This window comes from Sphingomonas sp. C3-2, assembly GCF_033025475.1.
Lineage (GTDB): Bacteria > Pseudomonadota > Alphaproteobacteria > Sphingomonadales > Sphingomonadaceae > Sphingobium_A.
This window is the reverse complement of sequence record NZ_CP130322.1, coordinates 1,196,690-1,216,992: the sequence shown is the minus strand read 5'-3', so window position 1 is coordinate 1,216,992 and position 20,303 is coordinate 1,196,690. Positions and strand designations below refer to the sequence as shown.

Here is a 20,303-nt window from a genome sequence, read left to right as displayed (position 1 = left end):
ACCATGGACTTAACCTCGGACCTGAAATCGTCGATCGGCGTTTCCGCGTCTGGCCTCAGGGCTCAGTCGTTGCGGATGCGCGTGATCGCCGAAAATCTGGCCAATGCCGATTCCTTATCGCGCACGCCGGGTGGTGATCCGTATCGCCGCCGCGTGGCGACGTTTCGCGCCGAACTGGACCGCGCGACGGGGGCGACGAACGTCAATGTCGATGCAATTACCACCGACAAGTCGGCATTCAACCGCACCTATCAGCCGGGCAACCCCGCTGCTGATGCGCAGGGTTATGTGCTGAAGCCCAATGTGAACAGCTTGATTGAAACCGCCGACATGAAGGCGGCGCAGCGTTCGTACGAAGCCAATCTCAACGCCATTGAATCGGCGCGCAACATGACGATGCGCACGATCGATCTCCTCAAATAAGGATTACCACGATGTCTCTCGGCGCCCTTGATGCTGCATCGGCCTATGGCCGCGTGATGAACACCGTTTCGGCACGCGCCGAAATGCCCGAACCCGCCGCACCGGCGGGCAGCGGATCGACCGCGGGCTTCGGTTCGATGATCGAACAGCTCGTAACCGACGCGTCGCAGAACCTGCGCGCGGCCGAAACCGCGAGCGTTAACCAGGTGGCTGGCAAGGGCGACCTGATCGACGTGGTGACTGCGATTGGCGCAGCCGAAACCGCGCTCGACACGGTAGTTGCGGTGCGTGACCGCGTGGTCAACGCCTATACTGAAATCATGCGCATGCAGATCTGACGCCCATGGATTCGTTCCAGGCGATGGAGCTCGCCAAGGCGGGCATGCTGCTGGTGCTGACGATTGTCGGCCCCATGCTGTTCACTGCGCTGATCGTCGGCGTGGTGATCGGTTTGCTGCAATCGCTGACCCAGGTGCAGGAAATGACGCTGACCTTCGTTCCCAAGATCGTGACGATCGGGTGCGTCCTGCTCCTTTCGTTGCCGATGATCGGCCGGGCGCTCTCCGCCTTCATGGCGCGGGTGGCGGATATTATCGTTACCGGCTGACGGGCGATGGCGCAGCTGCCCTTTGATGCGACGGCGTTCCTGATCCTGTTCGCGCGCGTGGGGGCGGTGCTGATGCTGCTGCCGGTGTTTTCGGAGGATGCCGTCACCGGCCGTATCCGGCTGCTGATGGGGCTTGGGTTTACGGCGGGCCTGTTCGGATTGCTCAACGGCAAGGTGACGCCGGTTTTGCAGAGCGACGCCGCATTGCCCGGCATCGTGATCGCCGAGATGATGGTCGGGCTGGCGATGGGGATGATTATCCGCATCCTGTTCAGCGCTGCGGTGATGGCAGGCGGGATCATCAGCTTGCAGGTTGGCCTGTCCTCCGCGCTTTTCATGGACCCGGCGGGCGGTGGGCACACGACACAGATCGGCAAGCTGATGAGCATTGCTGCCGCGATCATGTGCATGGCGATGGGGGTGCATCATCTCTGGATCGCATCGATCGTCCATTCCTATACACTTTTTCCGGTAGGCGGGCTGCCACCTGCCGATGATTTCGCCCGCCTGGCCGTGGAAACGACCACGCATGCGATGCTGCTGGCGCTTGGCATGGCCGCGCCGCTCATCGTTTATGGCATCGTCTTCAACGTCGCCTTGGGGCTTGCCGCACGCATGGCGCCCGCGATCCAGGTTTTCTTCATTTCCCAGCCGCTCAACATCCTGCTTGGGCTGGCGCTGCTCTCGGTCGTGATCGGTGGATCGCTGATGTACTTCACCGAGGCGATGGGCACCTTCATCCAGCGCGGTTGGAGCCTGTAATATGGCCGATACCGACAAGGATCAGAAGACAGAAGAGCCCACCGCCAAGAAGCTGAGCGATGCGCGGGAGAAGGGCGAGGTCGCCAGTGCCCCTGAGATGAAGCATGCGGCGATGTTTGTCGCCGCGATCATCGTGATGGGGGGGATGGGCGCCTGGACCGTCGAACGATTGAGTGCGTTGCTTGGCCGCCTATGGGGCAATGCGGATGCCTATCCGCTCGACCCGGCGGGGGCGCAGGGGCTGATCACGGGCGTTACGCTTGAATTTGGGCGCGCGCTGATGCCGCTTGCTGCGATCCTGTGCGGTTGTGCGCTGCTTATTCCCTTCCTGCAGGGGCGGCCGACATTGTCGTGGAGCCGAGTCAAACCCAAATGGTCGAAGCTCTCGCCCATTTCGGGGTTCGGTCGACTCTTTGGGACACGGGCGCTCGTGGAGTTCCTGAAGACGCTCGCCAAGTTCACCGCGATCATCGTGGTTGCGCTGATTGTCGTCTGGCCCAAGGCGGTGGCGTTCGATCAGTTGATCGGGGCCGGGCCGCAGATGATTGGCACGGTGACCGGTGAATTCGCCTATCGGCTGGTGAAGGCGGTGGGGCTGTTGGTGCTGCTGATCGCGGGAGCCGACTTCTTTTATCAGCGGCGCGCCTTCCTGAAAAAGATGCGGATGACGCTTCAGGAAGTGAAGGACGAATTCAAGAACACCGAGGGTGATCCCAAGATCAAGGCTAAAATCCGATCGATTCAGGTGCAGCGCGCCAAGAAGCGCATGATGGCGGCCGTGCCCACGGCCAGCGTGATCGTTACCAACCCCACCCATTATGCGGTGGCGCTGAAATATGATCATGGCGAGATGGCGGCGCCGATCGTGGTGGCTAAGGGTGTCGATGCGGTGGCGTTGCGCATCCGTGAAATCGCGACCGATGCCAAGGTGCCGATCGTCGAAAGCCCGCCGCTGGCGCGTGCGCTGTTCGCGGCGGTCGATATCGATCATCCGGTTCCGGTGGAGCACTACGCCGCCGTTGCCGAGGTCATCGGCTATGTGATGCGGTTGGCGCGCCGTGGCCTGTGACCAACGAAATTCCGGTGCCGCGCCGTGGTGCGCGCCCTTTTATCCTATAAGGAATAAGATGCGTACTTTCAGCAGATTCAGCGCGCGACCCTTGTTCCTGGCGATGGCTGCCTATGCCGCGATCGGGCTTGTCCCCGTGCATGCGGCGCCTGCGCCGCGGATCAAGGATATTGTCGACGTCGAAAATGTGCGCGGCAACCAGCTTGTCGGCTACGGGCTTGTCGTCGGCTTGCCAGGCACAGGTGACCGTATCCGCAACACGCCGTTCACCGAAGAAACCATGCAGGCGATGCTTGAGCGCATGGGCGTGAACATTCGCGGCACGACGATGCGCACGCAGAATGTGGCTGCCGTCTCGGTCACGGCGACGATGCCGCCTTTTGCCCGTTCGGGATCGAAGATCGACGTGCAGGTTTCTGCGCTCGGCGACGCGACCAGCCTGCAGGGCGGGACGCTGCTTGTATCCTCGCTCCGCGCGCTGGACGGCGAAATCTATGCCGTGGCGCAGGGGCCGGTGGCTGTTTCAGGATTCAAGGCAACCGGGGCTGCCGCCAGCGTGACCCGGGGCGTGCCGACGACCGCGCGGATCGCGGGCGGCGCGATTATCGAGCGCGAAGTGCCCTATTCATTGCGCTCGGCGACAACCCTGAAGCTCGCGCTCAAGAACCCCGATTTCACGACCGCCAACCGGATCGCGCGGGTGATCAACGGCTATGCGCCCGGAACCGCAGAGGTGCTTGATCCTGCGACCGTCGAAATCTCTGGCCATGGCAGCTCGGTTGTCGACCTTATGGCGCAGATCGAAAATCTGACAGTGGCGGTCGATCAGCCGGCCAAGGTTGTCATCAATGAGGCGGCGGGCACCGTCGTGATGGGCGCTGATGTTCGGATCAGTCCGGTTGCTATCGCACAGGGCGGCCTCACGATCAGCGTCAGTGAAACGCCGGTGGCATCGCAGCCCGAACCCTTCTCTGACGGCAAGACCACGGTGCTGCCGCGCACGCGGATCGATGTGGACGATGGCAGTGGCCGGACGCTGCAGTTGCTGGAGGACGGTGCGTCGCTGCGGTCGCTTGTGGCCGGCCTCAACAAGCTGGGCGTCAGCCCGCGCGATCTGATCACCATATTGCAGGCGCTGCGTACCGCGGGTGCGCTGCAGGCTGAGATCGAGGTGCAGTAATCATGAGCGATATCAGTACGGTGCAGCGACCGATGGGGCCAGCGCCGCAGATGCCCAAACCCAAGGCGGACGCCGCGCGGACCGCACAGGAGTTCGAAGCCGTCTTCATTGGTCAGATGACCAAGATGATGATGGAGATGGTGGAAACCGGCGATGAATTTTCGGGCGGCGCGGGCGAAGAGATGTTTCGTGGCATTCTTGCCGAGCAGATGGGCAATGAAATGGCAAAACGCGGCGGTATTGGCCTTGCGCCCGCAGTGCTCGAGCAGATTTTGAAGATGCAGGGAGGTTCGGCCAATGGCCAGTGAGATTATCGACATCATGGTCTCGCTCACGCTGATCATGCAGGAAGAGACGCAGCGGCTGACGACGCATGAGCGCGCAGGCGACCTGGCCGAGCTGGCCAATGCCAAGGTGCGCCTTGTCGGCGTGCTAGAAACCGAGCTGGCGCGGCTCAATCGCGAGGAATCCGGCTGGGTCGATGCGATGGACGAGGAAGGGCGCGAAGCATTGGGCAAGGCGCTGGTGGCGCTGGGCGAAGCATCGACGGCCAATGCCGATATCCTTGAACGCAACATCACACTGTCTATCGAAATGATGGAAGCGGTGACGAACGAAGCGAAGCGCATCTCTGGCAATCGGGCGGAGATCTACGGCGCGAAGGGCAATGTCTCGCGGATCGAACTGGCGACCCCGATATCGGTGAATTCCGAAATCTGAAGGGACGAACCATTGGACGGCATGGGGGCGCGGCGAAAGCTGGGCCCCTCTTTTTTTGTTTAGAAGCTGACGATTATTCAGCCGCGCCAGCGAAGGGCGTTTGCGCGGCGCCGATCCGCGCCGCGTCTTCAGCTGGCATGGGGCGGCCCAGGAGGTAGCCCTGACCGAAGGTGCAGCCGAGGCGTGAAAGGGCGTCGATCTGCTCCTGAGTTTCGATCCCTTCGGCTGTTACCGCGATGTTGAGCGTGTCTGCCAGCGAGATGATCGCCTGGACGATCTTGTCCCCCGATGATCCATCGAGTGCGGCGATAAACGAGCGATCGACCTTGATGCGGTCGAATTGAAGTTCGCGCAGACGATGCAGGCTGGAATAGCCGGTGCCGAAATCGTCGAGCGCGATGCGAATGCCGGCTGCGCGCAAGGACTCGATCGTCGACCGTGCAGCGGAAAGATCCCGCACCAGCGCGCTTTCGGTGATTTCGACGATCAGGCGGGAGGGCGGGAAACGCCCGGCACGCAGCGTCCGCAAAAGACGGAGCGGAAGCTGGGGGTCGCAGATCTGGAAGGGGGAAATGTTGATCGACAGCGTGGCATGTTTGGGCCAGTCGCGTGCATGGCGGCAGGATTGGCCGAGCATTGCGAAGCAGAGATCGTCGATCGCATCGAGATCCTCGGCGAGCGGGATGAACTGTCCCGGATCGAGCAGGCCGCGCAAGGGATGGTGCCAGCGGGCAAGGCTCTCGAAGCCGATCAGTGCGCCGTCCGCCAAGCGCATGATCGGCTGGTAATGCGGCCGGATCTCTCCGCGCGTGATGCCAAGAAAGAGATCGCCGCCCAGCGCCTCTCGGTCGCGCATGACCGCATCCATCTGTGCGTCGAAGCGGCACCATTGCTGGCCGTGATCGCGCTTGGCGCGTACCATGGCGACGCTGGCCGCGCGCAGCAATTCGTCTGGCGTCTGGCCGTCGCGGTCGGACGCGATGCCGAGCGATGCGGACAGCAGTGCGCGTTTGCCGTTATGGGAAATCGGTTCGGCGATCGCCTGCAGGATACGCTCGGCAATCGCCTCGGTCTGGTCGACGCATCTTGGGTGGACGATCAGGCAGGCAAATCCGTCATTGCCGAGATGAACGGTGCTGCCCATGAGGCCGTCCACAATTGCGCTGATGCGCAGGTGGATTTGTTCGAGCATCATGTCGCCCGCTTCGTGCCCGAACATGGCGTTGAGCAACCGAAAGCGGTTGAGATCGATCATCATGATCGCAAGCGACTTGTCCGAAGGCAGCGTATTCAACGCCTCGCCAAGCATGTTCAGGAAGCGTTGGCGCCCAAGCAGCGCCAGCGGCTGGCCGGTAATGCCACCACTGAGTGGCAAGGCTGCCCGGAACAGCAATTGGCTGCCGCGCAGGAGTATCTGACCTGCCCGGTTGCGCCCGCTGGCGTACAGGCGCCCCCACCTTCCTGCAGGAAGGGCGGTGCCGTATTTTCCAGGACCCTGCTCAAAAGACATGCAGGTTATATTATAGGCTGACTATGCAGCCCAAATCGTGGTGCGTGCGGAAAATTACTATTCGTAAACCGCGCTTATGACGGTTGCGATACAAGCCGGATCGATGCCGCCAAGATCGATCTCCAGCGCGGGCTGGACACTGATACCGAGCATCTCCCCATTCCGCCCGAAAGTGACCATCACGAGCCGCAACCCGGCATTTTCGGTGATGATCGCGAGCCCGCCGGCCGAAGGGAAGCGATCGGGGTCGACCACCAGCGTTGCGCGCGCGGGGAGGCCGGGGCCGAGCGTCGGACGGCAGACGCGCAGGCCATAGGCGTTGGGGCCAGCGATACGCGGCGCTTCCACCAGATCATCGGTTTCTGTGGGCGCAATTAGGCCATCTGCAAGCGGGGTTCCACGGACGGGCAGCAGACGAACGCTCACTTCATGCGTCGTGCTGGGCGCGGCAGGTGCAGTGGGGGGAGGTGGAACAGCAACGCCATTTTTGCGGGGCGGTGCATCTTTCGATAGCGTCAGTTCATGCCGCAGCGCCTCGACGCGGGCACGCGTTTTCGCTTCGCGCGTTTCGGGATTGGCGATCGAACCGAGAAACGGCGTGAGCGTGCCTTCAGCCCAGAGCACCATCACATGACCCCGGAGTGCCGCCGCATCCGGAACGTCGAACAAGTGGCATAGCGCGGTGACCGTGGCGTCATTCCAGCGCGATAGCGGCTTGAACGCATTTTCCAGCCGCGAGAGGATGACTGGTGCGATCCCATAATCGCGCTCGATATGGGCGATGGTGAGCGCTTTGTCGCGTTCCCGTCGGGCGCGGATGGCAGCGGCCAGAAGGACCGAGAACCGATCCTCGTCGAGATCGATCGCGAACCAGTCCTGCAGATCGGCGGCCCATTCGGCTATGTCGAAGTCGGAGATATCGATGTCGATCAACAGGTCGGCGGGGGTGATGTTCAGCGCCCGGGCAATCGCGGTGATTTCATGCGCCTTGGCGACGACCTCGCCCCGCTCAATCTTGGACAGGCGGATATAGGGGATTTGTGGTAGAGCTGCGGACAGGCCCAACAGCTTCGCCATGCCCAGACGCTTCCGATATTCCCGCACGCGATTGGGGAAGACGATCGAGCGATAGCGATCGATAGCAAGACCGTCGAATTCGGGCTTGGTGCCTGAAGGGCGGCGACCAGCGCGTTTGGAGACGCTCTCTGAAGATGCCATCTGTGCGATCAAGCGCCGCTTCATGTGCAATCCATTATCGAATGATACCGCCCACACCGACGCTCGATGCGAATCAATATTATTGGATATTGATCTGGGATGGTAAAAAAAACGCCAATAGGCCAGCTTAACGCCGTGTTATTGACGTAATTTTACAAAGTCGGTGTTGTTCTAGAAGTGCGACATGTAGCCGCCATCGACCGCGAGGGTCTGTCCGGTGACATAACTTGCGCCGGGTGACGCAAAGAAAAGGACTGCGCCCGCGATCTCAGCAGGTTTGCCCCAGCGCCCCAGCGAGGTGCGCTGCGCCAGCCATGAGGCGATATCAGGATCGGCGACCATCGCCGCATTGGCGTCGGTTGCGAAAAAGCCAGGCGCAACCGCGTTGACCGTGATCGCGCGTGCCCCGAGTTCGGCCGCCAGTGCGCGGGTGAGCGCGTCGAGGCCGCCTTTGGCGGCGGTGTAGGCCGCGTCGCCGGCGCGCGCGATGGGGCCGGCAATCGAGCATATATTGATGATCCGCCCGCCACTGGGCATGATCGCCACCGCCTGGCGCGACAGCTCGAATGGCGCGATCAGGTCTATCTCAATAAGCGCGCGAACGGCATCGCGGTCGAGTTGCGCCAAGGGGCGGCGATCGCGCATCCCGGCATTGTTGACCAATATATCGAGCCGGCCATATTCCGCACCGATCGTTGCAAGTGCGGCGGTAAGTTCTTCCTGATCGGCGAGATCGAACGCGCAGGCGCGCGCCTGAAGTCCCCGATCGCGCAGTGCCCGCGCGGCGGCTTCGACCTCGGTCATGCGGCGGCCATGGACGAGGACGGTTGCACCCGCCTCGGCGAGTGCATCGGCAATGGCCCGGCCAAGGCCCTGAACCGAACCGGTTACAAGCGCGATCTTGTTGGTGAGCATGGATGCTCTGTGACCGCTTGGGCGTGGAGAGGCAACCATTGTTGTCTCCCTTGATTCTAGCCGAGAAAGCTTTTGAGCGTGGCGCTGAAACGCTGGGGTTGATCAGTCATGATCATGTGTCCGGCCCCGGCGATGCGGTGCAACTGCGCCTTGGGCGCGGTGCGATAGGCATCGCGGTAGATCCGGTCGACCGTGGCGGCATCATATTGTGCGCCTGGGACTGTTGCGTAGACGACAGATAATGGGGTGGTGATGCGCCCCAGTTCGGGGCGCAGGTCCGTGAGCGCAATGTCGTGGAGCGTGCGCGCCACCATGTCAGGATCGCTTTTCGTTTGCGCAGGCGGCGAGAACATGCCCATGAGCGACCCGAAGAGTTGGCGTCCCTCCGGTGACCCGGTCAGCACGTCGCGCAGGCCGTTGGCGAGCGGGCGCATCCCACTCACCGATCCGCCGAGCCCTGAGGTGGGAGCCGGCAGCATGTCGACCACCATGGTACGGCCGGTGCGCGTAGGCCAGCGGGCAGCGATCATCAGGGAAATGAGGCCCCCCATCGAATGGCCGACCAGCGCGGGTGCCTTCAATTCGGCGGCTATGATGTAGCGGACAATTTCCCGCGCAACGGGCTCGACGACCGGGCCCTTGCCATTGTCGAGCACGGCATCGCCAGCGAAGCCTGCAAGCTGGACCATATGGTACCGATAGCCGGGGAGCATCTGGACCGTTTCGCCCCAGACAGCGCGTGTGGCGGTGAGCCCGGGGATCAGGATTGCGTCCTGTCCATTTCCTCGGACCGTGACCGAGATACGGCGCGAGCTGAAACCGGCACCCATTGCCGGGGCGTGATAGCCGCAGAGTATAGCAGCGCCGAGTGTGCCAAGCATTTCGCGCCGGGAGAGGGAGGGGGCAGCCATGCGACGCGCCTTAACGGGCGAGGTATGAACCGTCCATGACATGAGGTGGGATATGGGTTGGGCTATGGGTTGACGCAATTCTGATGGTAGATGAAACGAGCCCTTTAGGTGTGCTCCGCCCCCTGCTATCCCCCGGCCATGTCATCGCAGAAGCATCTCTATCTCGTCGACGGTTCGGGCTATATTTTCCGGGCCTATCATCGGCTGCCGCCGCTCACCAACCAGCATGGCGAACCGGTGGGCGCGGTCTATGGCTATACCACCATGTTGTGGAAGCTGGCCGAGGGGCTGCACAAGGCGGATGGGCCAACGCATCTTGCGGTAATCCTCGACAAGTCGGCCAAGTCGTTCCGCAACGACCTCTACGACCAGTACAAGGCACACCGGCCGCCCGCGCCCGAGGATCTGGTGCCGCAGTTCCCGATGATCCGTGATGCAACGCGTGCCTTTTCGTTGCCGTGCATCGAGGAGGAAGGGTTCGAGGCCGATGACATCATCGCTTCCTATGCGCGCGCGGCGCTGGCCGAAGGCTGGCAGGTGACGGTCGTTTCGTCGGACAAGGATCTGATGCAGTTGATCGAGCCTGGCCTCGACATGCTCGACACGATGAAGAACGAGCGGCTTGGTCCAGAACATGTCGTCCAGAAATTTGGGGTGGGCCCCGAGAAGCTGGGCGAAGTGCTGGCGCTGATGGGCGACAGCGTCGACAATGTGCCCGGGGTGCCCGGCATTGGGCCGAAGACCGCCGCCAAGCTGATCAACGAATATGGCACGGTGGAAGGCGTGCTTGCGGCGACCGGAGGCATGAAAGCTTCCAAGATGCGCGAGAACCTGATTGCGCATGCCGACATGGCGCGGCTTTCGCGCGTGCTGGTCGATCTGAAATCCGACGTGCCGCTGCCCGAGCCGCTCGACAGCCTTGAGATGAAGGGTATTCCCGAGGCGCCGTTGCGGGCCTTTCTGGAGCATCATGGTTTTCGTTCATTGCTCGCGCGCGTTGGCGGTGCGGGTGCAGCGGCGGCAGCACCGGCGCCGACTGCGCCCGCATCGGCACCGACAAGCGTTTCGGCGGAAGCTGTCGCCCCCGTGCCGCATGTGTTCGATCATGCTGCCTATGAAACGGTGGTGACCGAGGAGGCGCTCGATCGCTGGGTTGCCGAGGCGACCGCGCAGGGCTGGGTTGCGGTCGACACCGAAACCGACAGCCTCGATTCCGTTAACGGGCAGCTTGTCGGCATCAGCCTCGCAACCGCGGCAGGGCGCGCTTGTTATATTCCCGTGGGGCATCGCGGCAGCGATCTCCTGTCCGACGCGCCGAAGCAATTGCCAATCGCGGCGGTGATCGCACACTTGAAGCCGCTGCTGGAGGATCCGGCGACGCTCAAGATCGGGCAAAATCTGAAATATGACATCAACGTGCTTGCGCAGCACGGCATCGCGCTGGCGCCGTTTGACGACACGCTGGTGATGAGCTTCAACCTTGATGCCGGGCGCGCGGGCCATGGGATGGACGAGCAGGCCGAGCGCCATCTCGGTCACAAGCCCATCACGTTCAAGGAGGTTGCGGGTACGGGCAAGAAGCAACTGAGCTTCGCCGAGGTGTCGCTCGACCGCGCGACGCACTATGCTGCTGAGGACGCCGATGTGACGCTGCGCCTGTGGCAGGTGCTGAAGCCGCGTCTGTCCGCCGAACAGGCAACGCGCATCTATGAAATGGTCGATCGGCCGCTGATCGCCGCGATCGCCGCGATGGAGCGTGAAGGTGTCAAGGTGGACCGGGCAGCACTTGCCCGTATGTCCGCCGATTTCGCCGGGCAGATTGCCGATCTGGAAAAGGAGATTCACGAACTGGCGGGTACGCCCTTCACCATCGGCAGTCCCAAGCAACTGGGTGAGGTGTTGTTCGACCGGATGGGCCTGAAGGGCGGGCGCAAGGGCAAGACCGGGACCTATTCGACCGACGTCAATGAATTGGAGCGTCTGGCGGGCGAGGGGGTGCCGATTGCGCGCAAGCTGCTCGACTGGCGCCAGATCAGCAAGCTGAAATCGACCTATACCGATACGCTGCAACAGCAGATCAGTGCCGGGAGCGGGCGCGTGCATACGAGTTACAGCCTGGTGGGGGCGCAGACCGGACGGCTTTCGTCGACCGACCCGAACCTTCAGAATATCCCGGTGCGCACCGAGGCGGGCCGTCAGATCCGCGGCGCATTCGTCGCGGAGCCGGGCAATGTGCTGTTGTCGGCCGACTATAGCCAGATCGAGTTGCGGCTGGCTGCGCACATGGCCGATGTGCCTGCGCTGAAAGACGCGTTCGAACGCGGTGAGGATATTCACGCACGCACCGCGCAGGAACTGTTCGGCGAAGTGAACCGCGATACGCGCGCGCGCGCAAAGACGATCAACTTCTCGATCCTTTATGGCATTTCCCGTTGGGGGCTTGCCGGGCGGCTCGAAATTCCGGTCGACGAAGCGCAGGCGATGATCGATCGCTATTTCGAACGATTTCCGGGCATCCGCAATTACATTGCGGAAACGCTGCACACTGCGCGTGAAACCGGGTTCACGACGACGTTGTTCGGGCGCAAGACGCATTTTCCTCGCATCGGTTCGAAGAATCAGGCGGAGAGGCAAGGAAGCGAACGCGCGGCTATAAACGCGCCGATCCAGGGTACTTCTGCCGATATCATCAAGCGCGCAATGGTGCGCATGGTTCCTGCGCTGGCCGAGGCGGGCCTGCACAACGTGCGCATGCTGCTGCAGGTGCACGACGAACTGGTTTTCGAACTGCCCGAGGGCGATGTCGAGGCTGCGCGCCCGATCATCGAGCATGTCATGGCGACTGCTGCCGAACCGGTGGTAAAACTTACGGTTCCGCTTGGCGTGGAGATAGGAACCGGGCAGAGTTGGGATGCCGCGCATTGAGGCCCGCACGATGAACGGGTCTGACAAGGGGGGAGCGATGGCAGCCGAACAGGGCCAGAGCGAGGATATTGCTGCCCTTGCTAAGGGGGGGCGCACCAACTTTTTCGGTTTTCTGTTGAGGCTGGCGGCGCGGCTGCCGTTTCTGTTCATTGCCGGTCGCTGGTATGGCGAGGAGGCGCTTGGCCGCTTCGCCTATGCGGTGCTGGTGGTGGAGTTCGCCGCGCAGCTGGCAACATTGGGCTTGCGGCGCGGGCTGGCGGAGCAATTATCCAAGACCGACCGACCGCATGTCCATGTCGTCTGGGATGCGATGCTGGTGGCGGGAGCGGCGTCCTGCGGGGCGGCGGGCATATTGATGCTGTTTCCGCAGGCCATGTTTCCGAATAGCCAGATCAATGGGCTCGAACTGTTGCTGCCACTGGTGATCTTTGCGATCGTCAGCACCGAATTGGCATTGGCCGCGCTCGCCTATCGTTATGATGTGGGTGCGACGGTGCGTGCGCGAGCGATTATTGAGCCCTGGACGATCAGCATCGGCGCCTTCGTTTTTGCGTTTTATTCAACGCGGGACGGATTGATCCTGTCCTATGCGGTATCGATGGTGGCCGCGATGATTGCGGCGCTTTGGCCGCTTTTCCGGAGTTATGGTCGGCCTGTCGGCTGGCGACCGAAAGCGTCCGACCTGTATGCTATGGCGCGGCGGAATATGCCGTTGGCGGCTGCTGACGCGATTGAATGGGGATCGCGGCGACTGGATCTGGCAATCCTTGGCCTTTTTGCGTCGCCTGCCGTGGTGGGCATCTATTATGTGGCGCAGCAGGTGGCGTCGCTTCCGCAAAAATTGAAGACCAGCTTTGATCCGATTCTGGGCCCGGTGATCACACGCAATCTGGAAGCGGGCGACAAGGTGGCCGTGGCAAAGCAGGTGAGCCAGGTCGGCTTCTGGATTATTGCAGCGCAGGCTGGCGTGGCGCTGGCGCTCGGCATCCCCGGCGAGGCCGTGATGGGTCTGGTCGGCCCCAATTTTGTCGAGGGCAATGGCGCGCTCGCGTTCCTGCTCGCGGCGGAGGTCGTGGCGGCGACGGCTGTCGTCAGTGAGTCCGCGCTGGTTTACATCGCCCGCCACCGCAATCTCATGATCTCCTTTGCGATGATTGGCGTGCAGGCACTGCTAAGTGTGGGGTTCATCGTCGCGCTTCAGGATATGGGGCTGGGATCGATGTATGTCGCGGCCGGGCCAGCAGCAGCGCTCTGCGTGGCGCTTGGGCTGGCGTCTGTCTTGAAGGCGCGGCTTCTGTCGCGCCTGCTGGGCGCGCCGGTCAGCGGCTGGCGGTGGGCGCTCGTCTGGGCAGCGATGCTTGCCGGCGTTGTCGGTTATGTGGCGACGCAGGTTCCCGAATGGCTGGAACTGCTTATCGGGATTCCGGTGATCCTCGGCGTTTATGGTCTGGTGATCTGGCGGCGCGGTTTTGGCCCGGAAGATCGGGCGCTTTTCAAGATGAAGGGACCGGTATCGGTTACCTGATTCCGAGGTTTCGACAAAAAAGAAAAGGCCCCGTCCGAACACCGGACGGGGCCTTTTTCATGGGTGAGGCTTTTCCGATCAGTGGCGGAAGTGTCGCATGCCGGTGAAGACCATTGCCAGGCCGGCTTCGTCGGCCGCCGCGATCACTTCCTCGTCACGGATCGAACCGCCGGGCTGGATCACTGCGGTAGCACCGGCTTCGACAGCGGCCAGAAGGCCGTCGGCAAAGGGGAAGAACGCATCGGAGGCGACCGCCGAGCCGATGGTGCGCGGTTCGGCCCAGCCGGCCTTGTCAGCCGCGTCCTTGGCCTTCCAGGCCGCGATGCGCGCGGATTCGAGGCGGTTCATCTGCCCCGCGCCGATGCCGGCGGTGGCATTGTCCTTGGCATAGACGATCGCGTTCGACTTGACGTGCTTGGCGACGGTCCAGGCGAACAGGCAGTCCTTCAGTTCCTGCTCGGTCGGCTGGCGCTTGGTGACGGTCTTGAGCATTTCGCGCGTGACCTGGCCATTGTCGCGCGACTGGACGAGATAGCCGCCGGCGATCGACTTCGCCATTAGGCCTTCGCGCTTGGGATCGGGCAGTTCGCCGGTGAGGAGGAGGCGTAGATTCTTCTTCTTGGCGAAGATGGCACGGGCTTCCTCGTCAGCGCCGGGGGCGGCAACGACTTCGGTGAAGATGCCGGAAATGGCCTCTGCGGTCGGCCCGTCGAGCGGACGGTTGACCGCGATGATGCCACCAAATGCCGAGACGCTGTCGCAAGCAAGCGCGGCCTGATACGCCTCAATGAGCGTTTCGCCGGTTGCGACGCCGCAGGGGTTGGCGTGCTTGACGATGACGACGGTCGGCGGGCCGTCGCGGAATTCGCTGACGAGTTCGAGCGCGGCGTCGGCATCGTTATAGTTGTTGTAGCTCAGTTCCTTGCCCTGAAGCTGTTCGGCCTGCGCGATGCCGCGCGCGCCGACCACGGTGGGCACATAGAGAGCCGCCTTCTGGTGCGGGTTTTCGCCGTAGCGCAGCTCTGCGCCAAGTTTTGCCGAAAGCGTAAGCGTGTCGGGCAGCTGCTGGCCCTGATCGACGGTGGCGAACCAGTTGGCGATCATCGAGTCATAGGCAGCCGTCGAGGCATAGGCCTTGGCGGCGAGACGGCGGCGGAAGGCGAGCGTGGTTGCGCCGCCACTGCCGTCGAGCGCCTCGATCAGTTCGGCATAATCGGCCGGATCGGTGACGATGGCGACGCTGTCGTGGTTCTTTGCGGCCGAGCGGACCATCGAGGGGCCGCCAATGTCGATATTCTCGATGATCTCGTCACGGTCGGCGCCCTTGGCGACGGTCGCGGCGAAGGGGTAGAGGTTGACGATGACGAGATCGATCGGTGCGATTTCATGCTCGTTCATCGAAGCAATGTGTTCGGCATTGTCGCGCACCGCGAGCAGGCCGCCATGCACCTTGGGGTGCAGCGTTTTCACGCGGCCGTCCATCATTTCGGGAAAGCCGGTGAGGTCCGAAATATCGCGCACCGAAAGACCGGCATCGCGCAGCGCCTTGGCGGTGCCGCCGGTGGAGACCAGATCCACGCCGTGCCGTGCGAGCGCCTGGCCCAGTTCCACAAGCCCCGACTTGTCGGATACGGAAAGCAGCGCCCGCGTGATCTTCACGGGCTTGGTATCGGTCGTCATGTCAGTCCTTTTCCAATCTAAATCAGCCGGCGCGCTTCAACATCCAGCTCAATGTCACGCCGCCGGGGGCGGCTTCACCCGACACCACGAGCTGTGATGCGGAATGGGGAACGCCGTCAGCGTCCACCCACAAACTCTCTTCGGTCGACAGAGTGCCGCCCTGGCACCGGAATTGCCACATCGGTCCGCCGGGCAGGCGCAGCACCGCGCCCAGCCCGTCGGCGGTGTTCGAAATCTGGATACCCGGGGCAAGGTGGAACCGCACCGCAAAGGGCACTTGTTGCGGCTTGCGCCGACCGGTGACAGCGGGGATGAGCGCGTCCTCGCCGCTGATTTCCTTGCCGGTGGCGTTCATTTCGATCGTACGGCTGTGGACCAGCCCGAAACGTCGTGCATAGCCGTCATGACTGGCGACGAGGCGGCTGACCTGATCGGATTCGCGGCGGTTGAGCTCCACCTCCGAAACGCCGCGTCCAAGCGTACCGTCATTGTGGATGGCGGTGCTGTTGGTGTCGGCCAGCGTCAGTGCCGAATGGGCGGCGGTGGAGCGCAACCCGTTGGCGATCACCGGCGGCAAGTGCCGCGAGGGGAGGCGCGAGCCGCCGCAGCTGACGATAAGGCGGTGCGGCCCGTCCGACATTTCGAAGGCGAGCGTCGAGGCGCAACCGCCAACATTGAGCCGGCTTAGCGGTGGCGGGGCGGCATCGACGATCAATACCGTGTTGCCCGAGGCCATGCGTTGATAGCCCCAGTCGCGGGCTTGCGGCAGCGGGCGGGTGCGCACGCCCGAGGCCTCGACCAGCGCGGCGACACGGTCTGCGGGAATGGGAGCGCTGCCCTGCCAACTGCACAGGCCGCCATCGCCATGGGTGACCCCCAAGAGCGCGGGAACGGCCATGTTGAGCGCGGCATCGGCTGCCTCGGGCATTTCCTGTCTGCGGGCGTCATAGACCGCGCGCAGCATCGAGAGCACCATGACGAGATCGAACAACCCGGCAGGCGAGCGGCAGATGACACCGCCATCGCCGGTCGTGCCGGTGGAGAGCGCACGGGCAAGGCCGGCTTCGGCCGTTGTTCGGCGGGCGGCGGTGCCGGGGATGAGCAGGCCGGCCGCGGCAAGCCCTGCCCATGCGGCGATACGCGGCACGCCTTGTTCGGCCTTGTCGGCGCCGCGATCGAGGTGCCGCGCGCCGCGCGCCAGCGCGTTCAGCACGGCGGATCGGTAGATGAGATCGTTGCTCGACAGGATGAGGGGGGCGTGCGCGGTCCAGAAGAGGACGCGCTTGCCCCAGAGGCTGGGGCGCCAGGCGAGATCGCTGACCTGTTCCGCATGCCGCGCGATCCATTTGCGCATCACAAATTCGGCGATGGGGGCGCCCTGTTCCCGCGTGGCGACGGTGGACAGATCGCGCAGCCATTCGAAGCTGTGGATATAGCGCGCCATCCCCTCGGTGCAGTCGAGCTTGCCGAAATCGAGGGTTTCGAGATCGAGCGTTTCGTCGCGCCAGAGGAACTGACCGGACAGGATCGACTGGCCGGCGCGAATGTCGCCCATCATCGGATCGTCGGGGACCGCAACGAGCTTGAGCGGATAGCGGCCTTTCAGCCGAAAGGCGTGAAGCGGCGAGCGCCAGCTGAGGCGCATCAGGCGATTGGCGATGCGTTCGGCGAGCGACAGGCCTCTGTCCCCCCCAATTCTGACAAGCCGTTTTCCCTGCTCGATCCCGTCGGCCGCCGCGTCGAGTGGCGACTTGCGGTTCACTTGCCCCTCAGAGCCTCGATATTGGCTGCATATTTGTCGGGGCCGCCGCGGAAGGTGGCAGTGCCGGCAACGAGCACATCTGCCCCCGCCGCAATGGCGCGGGGCGCGGTATTCACATCAATGCCGCCATCGACTTCGAGGCGGATGTCCTTGCCAAGCTTGTCGATCTGCTTGCGGATTGCCTCGATCTTGCGGAGTTGGCTGTCGATGAAGCTCTGCCCGCCAAAACCGGGGTTCACGCTCATCACAAGGACGAGGTCGATATCCTCGAGCACATATTCGAGCATCTTGGCAGGGGTTGCAGGATTGAGCGAAACGCCGGCCTTCTTGCCCAGCGCCTTGATCCGCTGGATCGTGCGGTGCAGGTGCGGGCCGGCTTCGGGGTGGACGGTGATGATGTCTGCGCCGGCATTGGCGAAGTCTTCAAGAAACTGATCCACCGGTGAGATCATCAGATGGACGTCGAAGGGCTTGTCGGTGTGCGGGCGAAGCGCCTTCACCACGGCGGGGCCGATGGTGATGTTGGGCACGAAATGCCCGTCCATCACATCGATATGGATCCAGTCGCAGCCTGCCGCATCGATCGCACGAACCTCCTCCCCAAGCTTGGCAAAATCAGCGGAGAGGATGGACGGCGCGATGCGGATGGGTGTGCTCATGATCGTTCGCCTTACCCGCCGGGCAGGCAAGGAGCAAGCGGCCAGAACGTCTGTTCAGCCCTTCCGCACGAGCCGCGCGATAAAGAATCCGTCAAGCCCACCCTTATCCGCCAGCATGGTCGGCCCGGTCCGCAGATGGGGGGTGTCCGAAACGCATCCCACAGGCAGTTCATCGGGGCGGGGCGGAACGATTTCGAGGTCGCTGCGGTCATGCAACAGCTTCTCGATCTGTTGTTCGCCTTCTTCGGGTTCGAGCGAGCAGGTGGCGTAAATGATCGTGCCGCCCGGCTGAAGCCAGTCGACCGCGCGCGCGAGCATGGCCGATTGAAGCTCGGCAATCTCGGTGATGTCGCGCTGACGGACGCGGTGAAGCACGTCGGGATGGCGGCGGAAGATACCGGTGGCGCTGCATGGCGCGTCGAGCAGAATAGCGGGCACCGGGGCCTCGGGTTCCCAGCGCAGCACATCTCCTTCGCGAATATCGAGGGAGAGGCCCATGCGTTCGGCATTTTCATGGACGCGCGCAAGGCGCCCCGCGCTGCGATCGAGCGCGACGACATCCCAGCCTGCGGCCGCGAGTTGAAGTGCCTTGCCGCCGGGGGCCGCGCACAGATCAAGCGCCTTGCCACGACCGGCGCCCAGCAGGCGGGCAGGGAGCGATGCGGCGATATCCTGAACCCACCAGCGGCCTTCGGCAAAGCCGGGCAGGCTGGTGATCGGACCGGCATCATAAAGGCGGACATGGCCGGGCATCAGGCTGGTACCACCCAGTTCCTGTTCCCAATGTGCGGTTTCGTCCGGATCTGCGAGGGTGAGGTCGAGCGGCGGGGGGCTGGCAATGGCGCGCTCAGCTGCGGTGACGAAATCGTCGCCCCATTTTTCTGCCCAGCGGAAGGCGACCTCGGGCAGCAGGGTCGGAAATTCGGGCAGCGTCACGCCCTTGCGGATCAAATTGCCGAACACGCCGTGGACAAGACGCCGGAGGCCACCATCGACCAGCGGCAGCACGGTGGCGATGGCGGCATGGCCCGGGGTGCCGAGTGCAAGCGCCTGAACCAGCGCGATGCGCAGCACGAAACGCGCTTTTGCATCGTCGGGCAGCGGACGGCTGGTGGCGCTGTCGATGAGTGCGTCGAGATCGGGGAGGCGGCGAAGTGCTTCGGCCGCGATGGCATGGGCTAGTGCGCGGTCTTCGGGGCGGTCGATGCCCTGCGTCGCGGCACTAAGCGCGGCTTCGAGCGGCAGCCCGCGGCGAACGACGGCGTCGAGAAGGCGCAATGCGGCGCGCCGCGCCGGCAAGCCAGGCGCACGGGCGGGTTGACCGCCGGGGCGAGCGGGCTTGCGGGGGGCGGTTCGGGCGCGAGGCGTGTCAGACATCGCTGCCTGCTAGCCGGTAACAGGACGCGGGTGAACCTTTTTCATTGATAGCACCGCAACGAACGCTGTCAGGCTAGCCGTTTCTACGCCGCCAAGGATCGCGGGGGCCGGCCTTGCCGTGCGATCGGGGAACGCTGGCGCCGGGACGCAGAGCGGCCGGGCGGCTGGAAGGGACGGCACTTGCGGAGCGTGCTTTGGAAGCGCCAGAAACCTGGTCCATTTCCTGGGCGATCTCTTCCAGCGCGGCGATGCGATTCCCGGTATCGGGGTGCGTGGAAAAGAGGCTGTCTCCGCCCCGTCCGGCAAGCGCGGGCACGATATAGAGTTGCGCGGCCGCGGGATTGCGCTCGACCACGGGGTTCGGGATATGCGCGGCCCCGTTCGATATCTTCGCGAGTGCGGAAGCCAGTGCGCGGGGATTGCCGGATATCTCGGCGCCACCACGATCCGCGCCATATTCGCGCGTCCGGCTGATCGCCATCTGGACGATCATTGCGGCGAAGGGCGCGACAAAGACGGCAAGAAGTGTAGCCAGCATATTGCCGCGATTGTCGCCAGAGCGGAAGAACATGCCGAAATTGGCGAGCATCGAGATAGCGCCGGCGATCGTCGCGACCATCGTCATGATCAATGTGTCGCGATTTTTCACATGCGCCAGTTCGTGCGCCATCACGCCCGCCACTTCATCTCGGCTGAGCATATTCAGCAGGCCGGTGGTTGCGGCAACGGCGGCGTTTTCGGGATTGCGGCCGGTGGCGAACGCGTTGGGGTGTGGGCTGTTGATGATATAGACGCGGGGCATGGGCAACTGCGCGCGGACGGCAAGTTGCTGGACGAGGTTGTAAAATTCTGGAGCGCTCGCTCCATCTACCTCACGCGCTTCATGCATGCGCAGGACGATCTTGTCGGCATTCCAGAAGGTAAAGAGGTTCATGCCGGCGGCTACGACCAATGCGATCACCGCACCCGAACTGCCGCCGAGTGTGAAGCCCAGTGCCATGAACAGCGCCGTCATCGCCGCCAGCAGCATCGTCGTCTTGAAGCCGTTCACTTGCCTTTT

At 63.2% G+C, this 20,303-nt stretch carries 19 protein-coding genes; 10 read left to right on the top strand and 9 right to left on the bottom strand.

The window, feature by feature from the left end; genetic code table 11:
- Positions 1-3 precede the first annotated feature (3 nt).
- The 8 genes from flgC to QYC26_RS05870 all read left to right on the top strand — a co-directional run bounded on the left by flgC (position 4) and on the right by QYC26_RS05870 (position 4,761).
- A complete protein-coding gene (gene flgC / locus QYC26_RS05905) occupies positions 4-423 on the top strand; it encodes a flagellar basal body rod protein FlgC (RefSeq protein ID WP_317514472.1) in 420 nt (139 codons plus the stop codon).
- Positions 424-434: 11 nt separating this feature from the next.
- Positions 435-761 carry a flagellar hook-basal body complex protein FliE gene (locus QYC26_RS05900; RefSeq protein ID WP_317514471.1) on the top strand — a complete coding sequence of 109 codons (327 nt, stop codon included), beginning with the start codon at positions 435-437 and terminating at the stop codon, positions 759-761.
- Positions 762-766: 5 nt separating this feature from the next.
- The gene (locus QYC26_RS05895; protein WP_317514470.1) at positions 767-1,030 is read left to right on the top strand and encodes a flagellar biosynthetic protein FliQ; all 264 of its coding nucleotides are present in this window, start codon (positions 767-769) and stop codon (positions 1,028-1,030) included.
- 6 nt (positions 1,031-1,036) lie between these two features.
- Complete coding sequence (fliR, locus tag QYC26_RS05890; protein WP_317514469.1) at positions 1,037-1,792, top strand: flagellar biosynthetic protein FliR; 756 nt, start codon at positions 1,037-1,039, stop codon at positions 1,790-1,792.
- A 1-nt stretch (position 1,793) separates the two neighbouring features.
- The gene (gene flhB / locus QYC26_RS05885; RefSeq protein WP_317514468.1) at positions 1,794-2,861 is read left to right on the top strand and encodes a flagellar biosynthesis protein FlhB; all 1,068 of its coding nucleotides are present in this window, start codon (positions 1,794-1,796) and stop codon (positions 2,859-2,861) included.
- A 103-nt stretch (positions 2,862-2,964) separates the two neighbouring features.
- On the top strand, positions 2,965-4,041 hold the full coding sequence (locus QYC26_RS05880) for a flagellar basal body P-ring protein FlgI (protein WP_317515002.1): 1,077 nt from the start codon (positions 2,965-2,967) through the stop codon (positions 4,039-4,041).
- Between the two features lie 2 nt (positions 4,042-4,043).
- On the top strand, positions 4,044-4,349 hold the full coding sequence (locus tag QYC26_RS05875; protein WP_317514467.1) for a rod-binding protein: 306 nt from the start codon (positions 4,044-4,046) through the stop codon (positions 4,347-4,349).
- A complete protein-coding gene (locus QYC26_RS05870) occupies positions 4,339-4,761 on the top strand; it encodes a flagellar biosynthesis protein FlgN (RefSeq protein WP_317514466.1) in 423 nt (140 codons plus the stop codon). The genes QYC26_RS05875 and QYC26_RS05870 overlap by 11 nt, the downstream gene beginning before the upstream one ends.
- A 73-nt stretch (positions 4,762-4,834) precedes the next feature.
- Here QYC26_RS05870 and QYC26_RS05865 read toward each other — a convergent pair whose 3' ends face one another.
- From QYC26_RS05865 to QYC26_RS05850, 4 genes are all read right to left on the bottom strand, one after another.
- Complete coding sequence (locus QYC26_RS05865; protein WP_317514465.1) at positions 4,835-6,271, bottom strand: bifunctional diguanylate cyclase/phosphodiesterase; 1,437 nt, start codon at positions 6,269-6,271, stop codon at positions 4,835-4,837.
- A 57-nt stretch (positions 6,272-6,328) separates the two neighbouring features.
- The gene (locus QYC26_RS05860; RefSeq protein WP_317514464.1) at positions 6,329-7,513 is read right to left on the bottom strand and encodes a helix-turn-helix transcriptional regulator; all 1,185 of its coding nucleotides are present in this window, start codon (positions 7,511-7,513) and stop codon (positions 6,329-6,331) included.
- A 147-nt stretch (positions 7,514-7,660) separates the two neighbouring features.
- Positions 7,661-8,404: an SDR family oxidoreductase gene (locus QYC26_RS05855; RefSeq protein ID WP_317514463.1), complete on the bottom strand. Its 744-nt coding sequence runs from the start codon at positions 8,402-8,404 to the stop codon at positions 7,661-7,663.
- Positions 8,405-8,460: 56 nt separating this feature from the next.
- Positions 8,461-9,315, bottom strand: a complete 855-nt coding sequence (locus QYC26_RS05850; protein ID WP_317514462.1) for an alpha/beta hydrolase — start codon at positions 9,313-9,315, stop codon at positions 8,461-8,463.
- Positions 9,316-9,453: 138 nt separating this feature from the next.
- Between QYC26_RS05850 and polA the strand changes: the two genes are divergently transcribed.
- Both polA and QYC26_RS05840 read left to right on the top strand, forming a co-directional pair.
- Entirely contained in the window at positions 9,454-12,240 is a 2,787-nt protein-coding gene (gene polA, locus QYC26_RS05845; RefSeq protein ID WP_317514461.1) for a DNA polymerase I, read from the top strand.
- Between the two features lie 37 nt (positions 12,241-12,277).
- Entirely contained in the window at positions 12,278-13,765 is a 1,488-nt protein-coding gene (locus tag QYC26_RS05840; RefSeq protein ID WP_317514460.1) for a lipopolysaccharide biosynthesis protein, read from the top strand.
- 78 nt (positions 13,766-13,843) lie between these two features.
- Here the strand turns inward: QYC26_RS05840 and purH are convergent, their stop codons facing one another.
- The 5 genes from purH to htpX form a co-directional block, all read right to left on the bottom strand.
- Positions 13,844-15,445, bottom strand: a complete 1,602-nt coding sequence (purH, locus tag QYC26_RS05835) for a bifunctional phosphoribosylaminoimidazolecarboxamide formyltransferase/IMP cyclohydrolase (RefSeq protein ID WP_317514459.1) — start codon at positions 15,443-15,445, stop codon at positions 13,844-13,846.
- Between the two features lie 22 nt (positions 15,446-15,467).
- Positions 15,468-17,207, bottom strand: a complete 1,740-nt coding sequence (locus QYC26_RS05830) for a heparinase II/III family protein (RefSeq protein WP_317514458.1) — start codon at positions 17,205-17,207, stop codon at positions 15,468-15,470.
- Positions 17,204-17,866, bottom strand: a complete 663-nt coding sequence (gene rpe, locus QYC26_RS05825) for a ribulose-phosphate 3-epimerase (RefSeq protein ID WP_317514457.1) — start codon at positions 17,864-17,866, stop codon at positions 17,204-17,206. Before rpe ends, QYC26_RS05830 begins: the two co-directional genes overlap by 4 nt.
- Positions 17,867-17,920: 54 nt before the next feature.
- A complete protein-coding gene (locus tag QYC26_RS05820) occupies positions 17,921-19,243 on the bottom strand; it encodes an RsmB/NOP family class I SAM-dependent RNA methyltransferase (RefSeq protein WP_317514456.1) in 1,323 nt (440 codons plus the stop codon).
- A gap of 73 nt (positions 19,244-19,316) precedes the next feature.
- Positions 19,317-20,294, bottom strand: a complete 978-nt coding sequence (gene htpX, locus QYC26_RS05815; protein ID WP_317514455.1) for a zinc metalloprotease HtpX — start codon at positions 20,292-20,294, stop codon at positions 19,317-19,319.
- Positions 20,295-20,303: the final 9 nt, after the last annotated feature.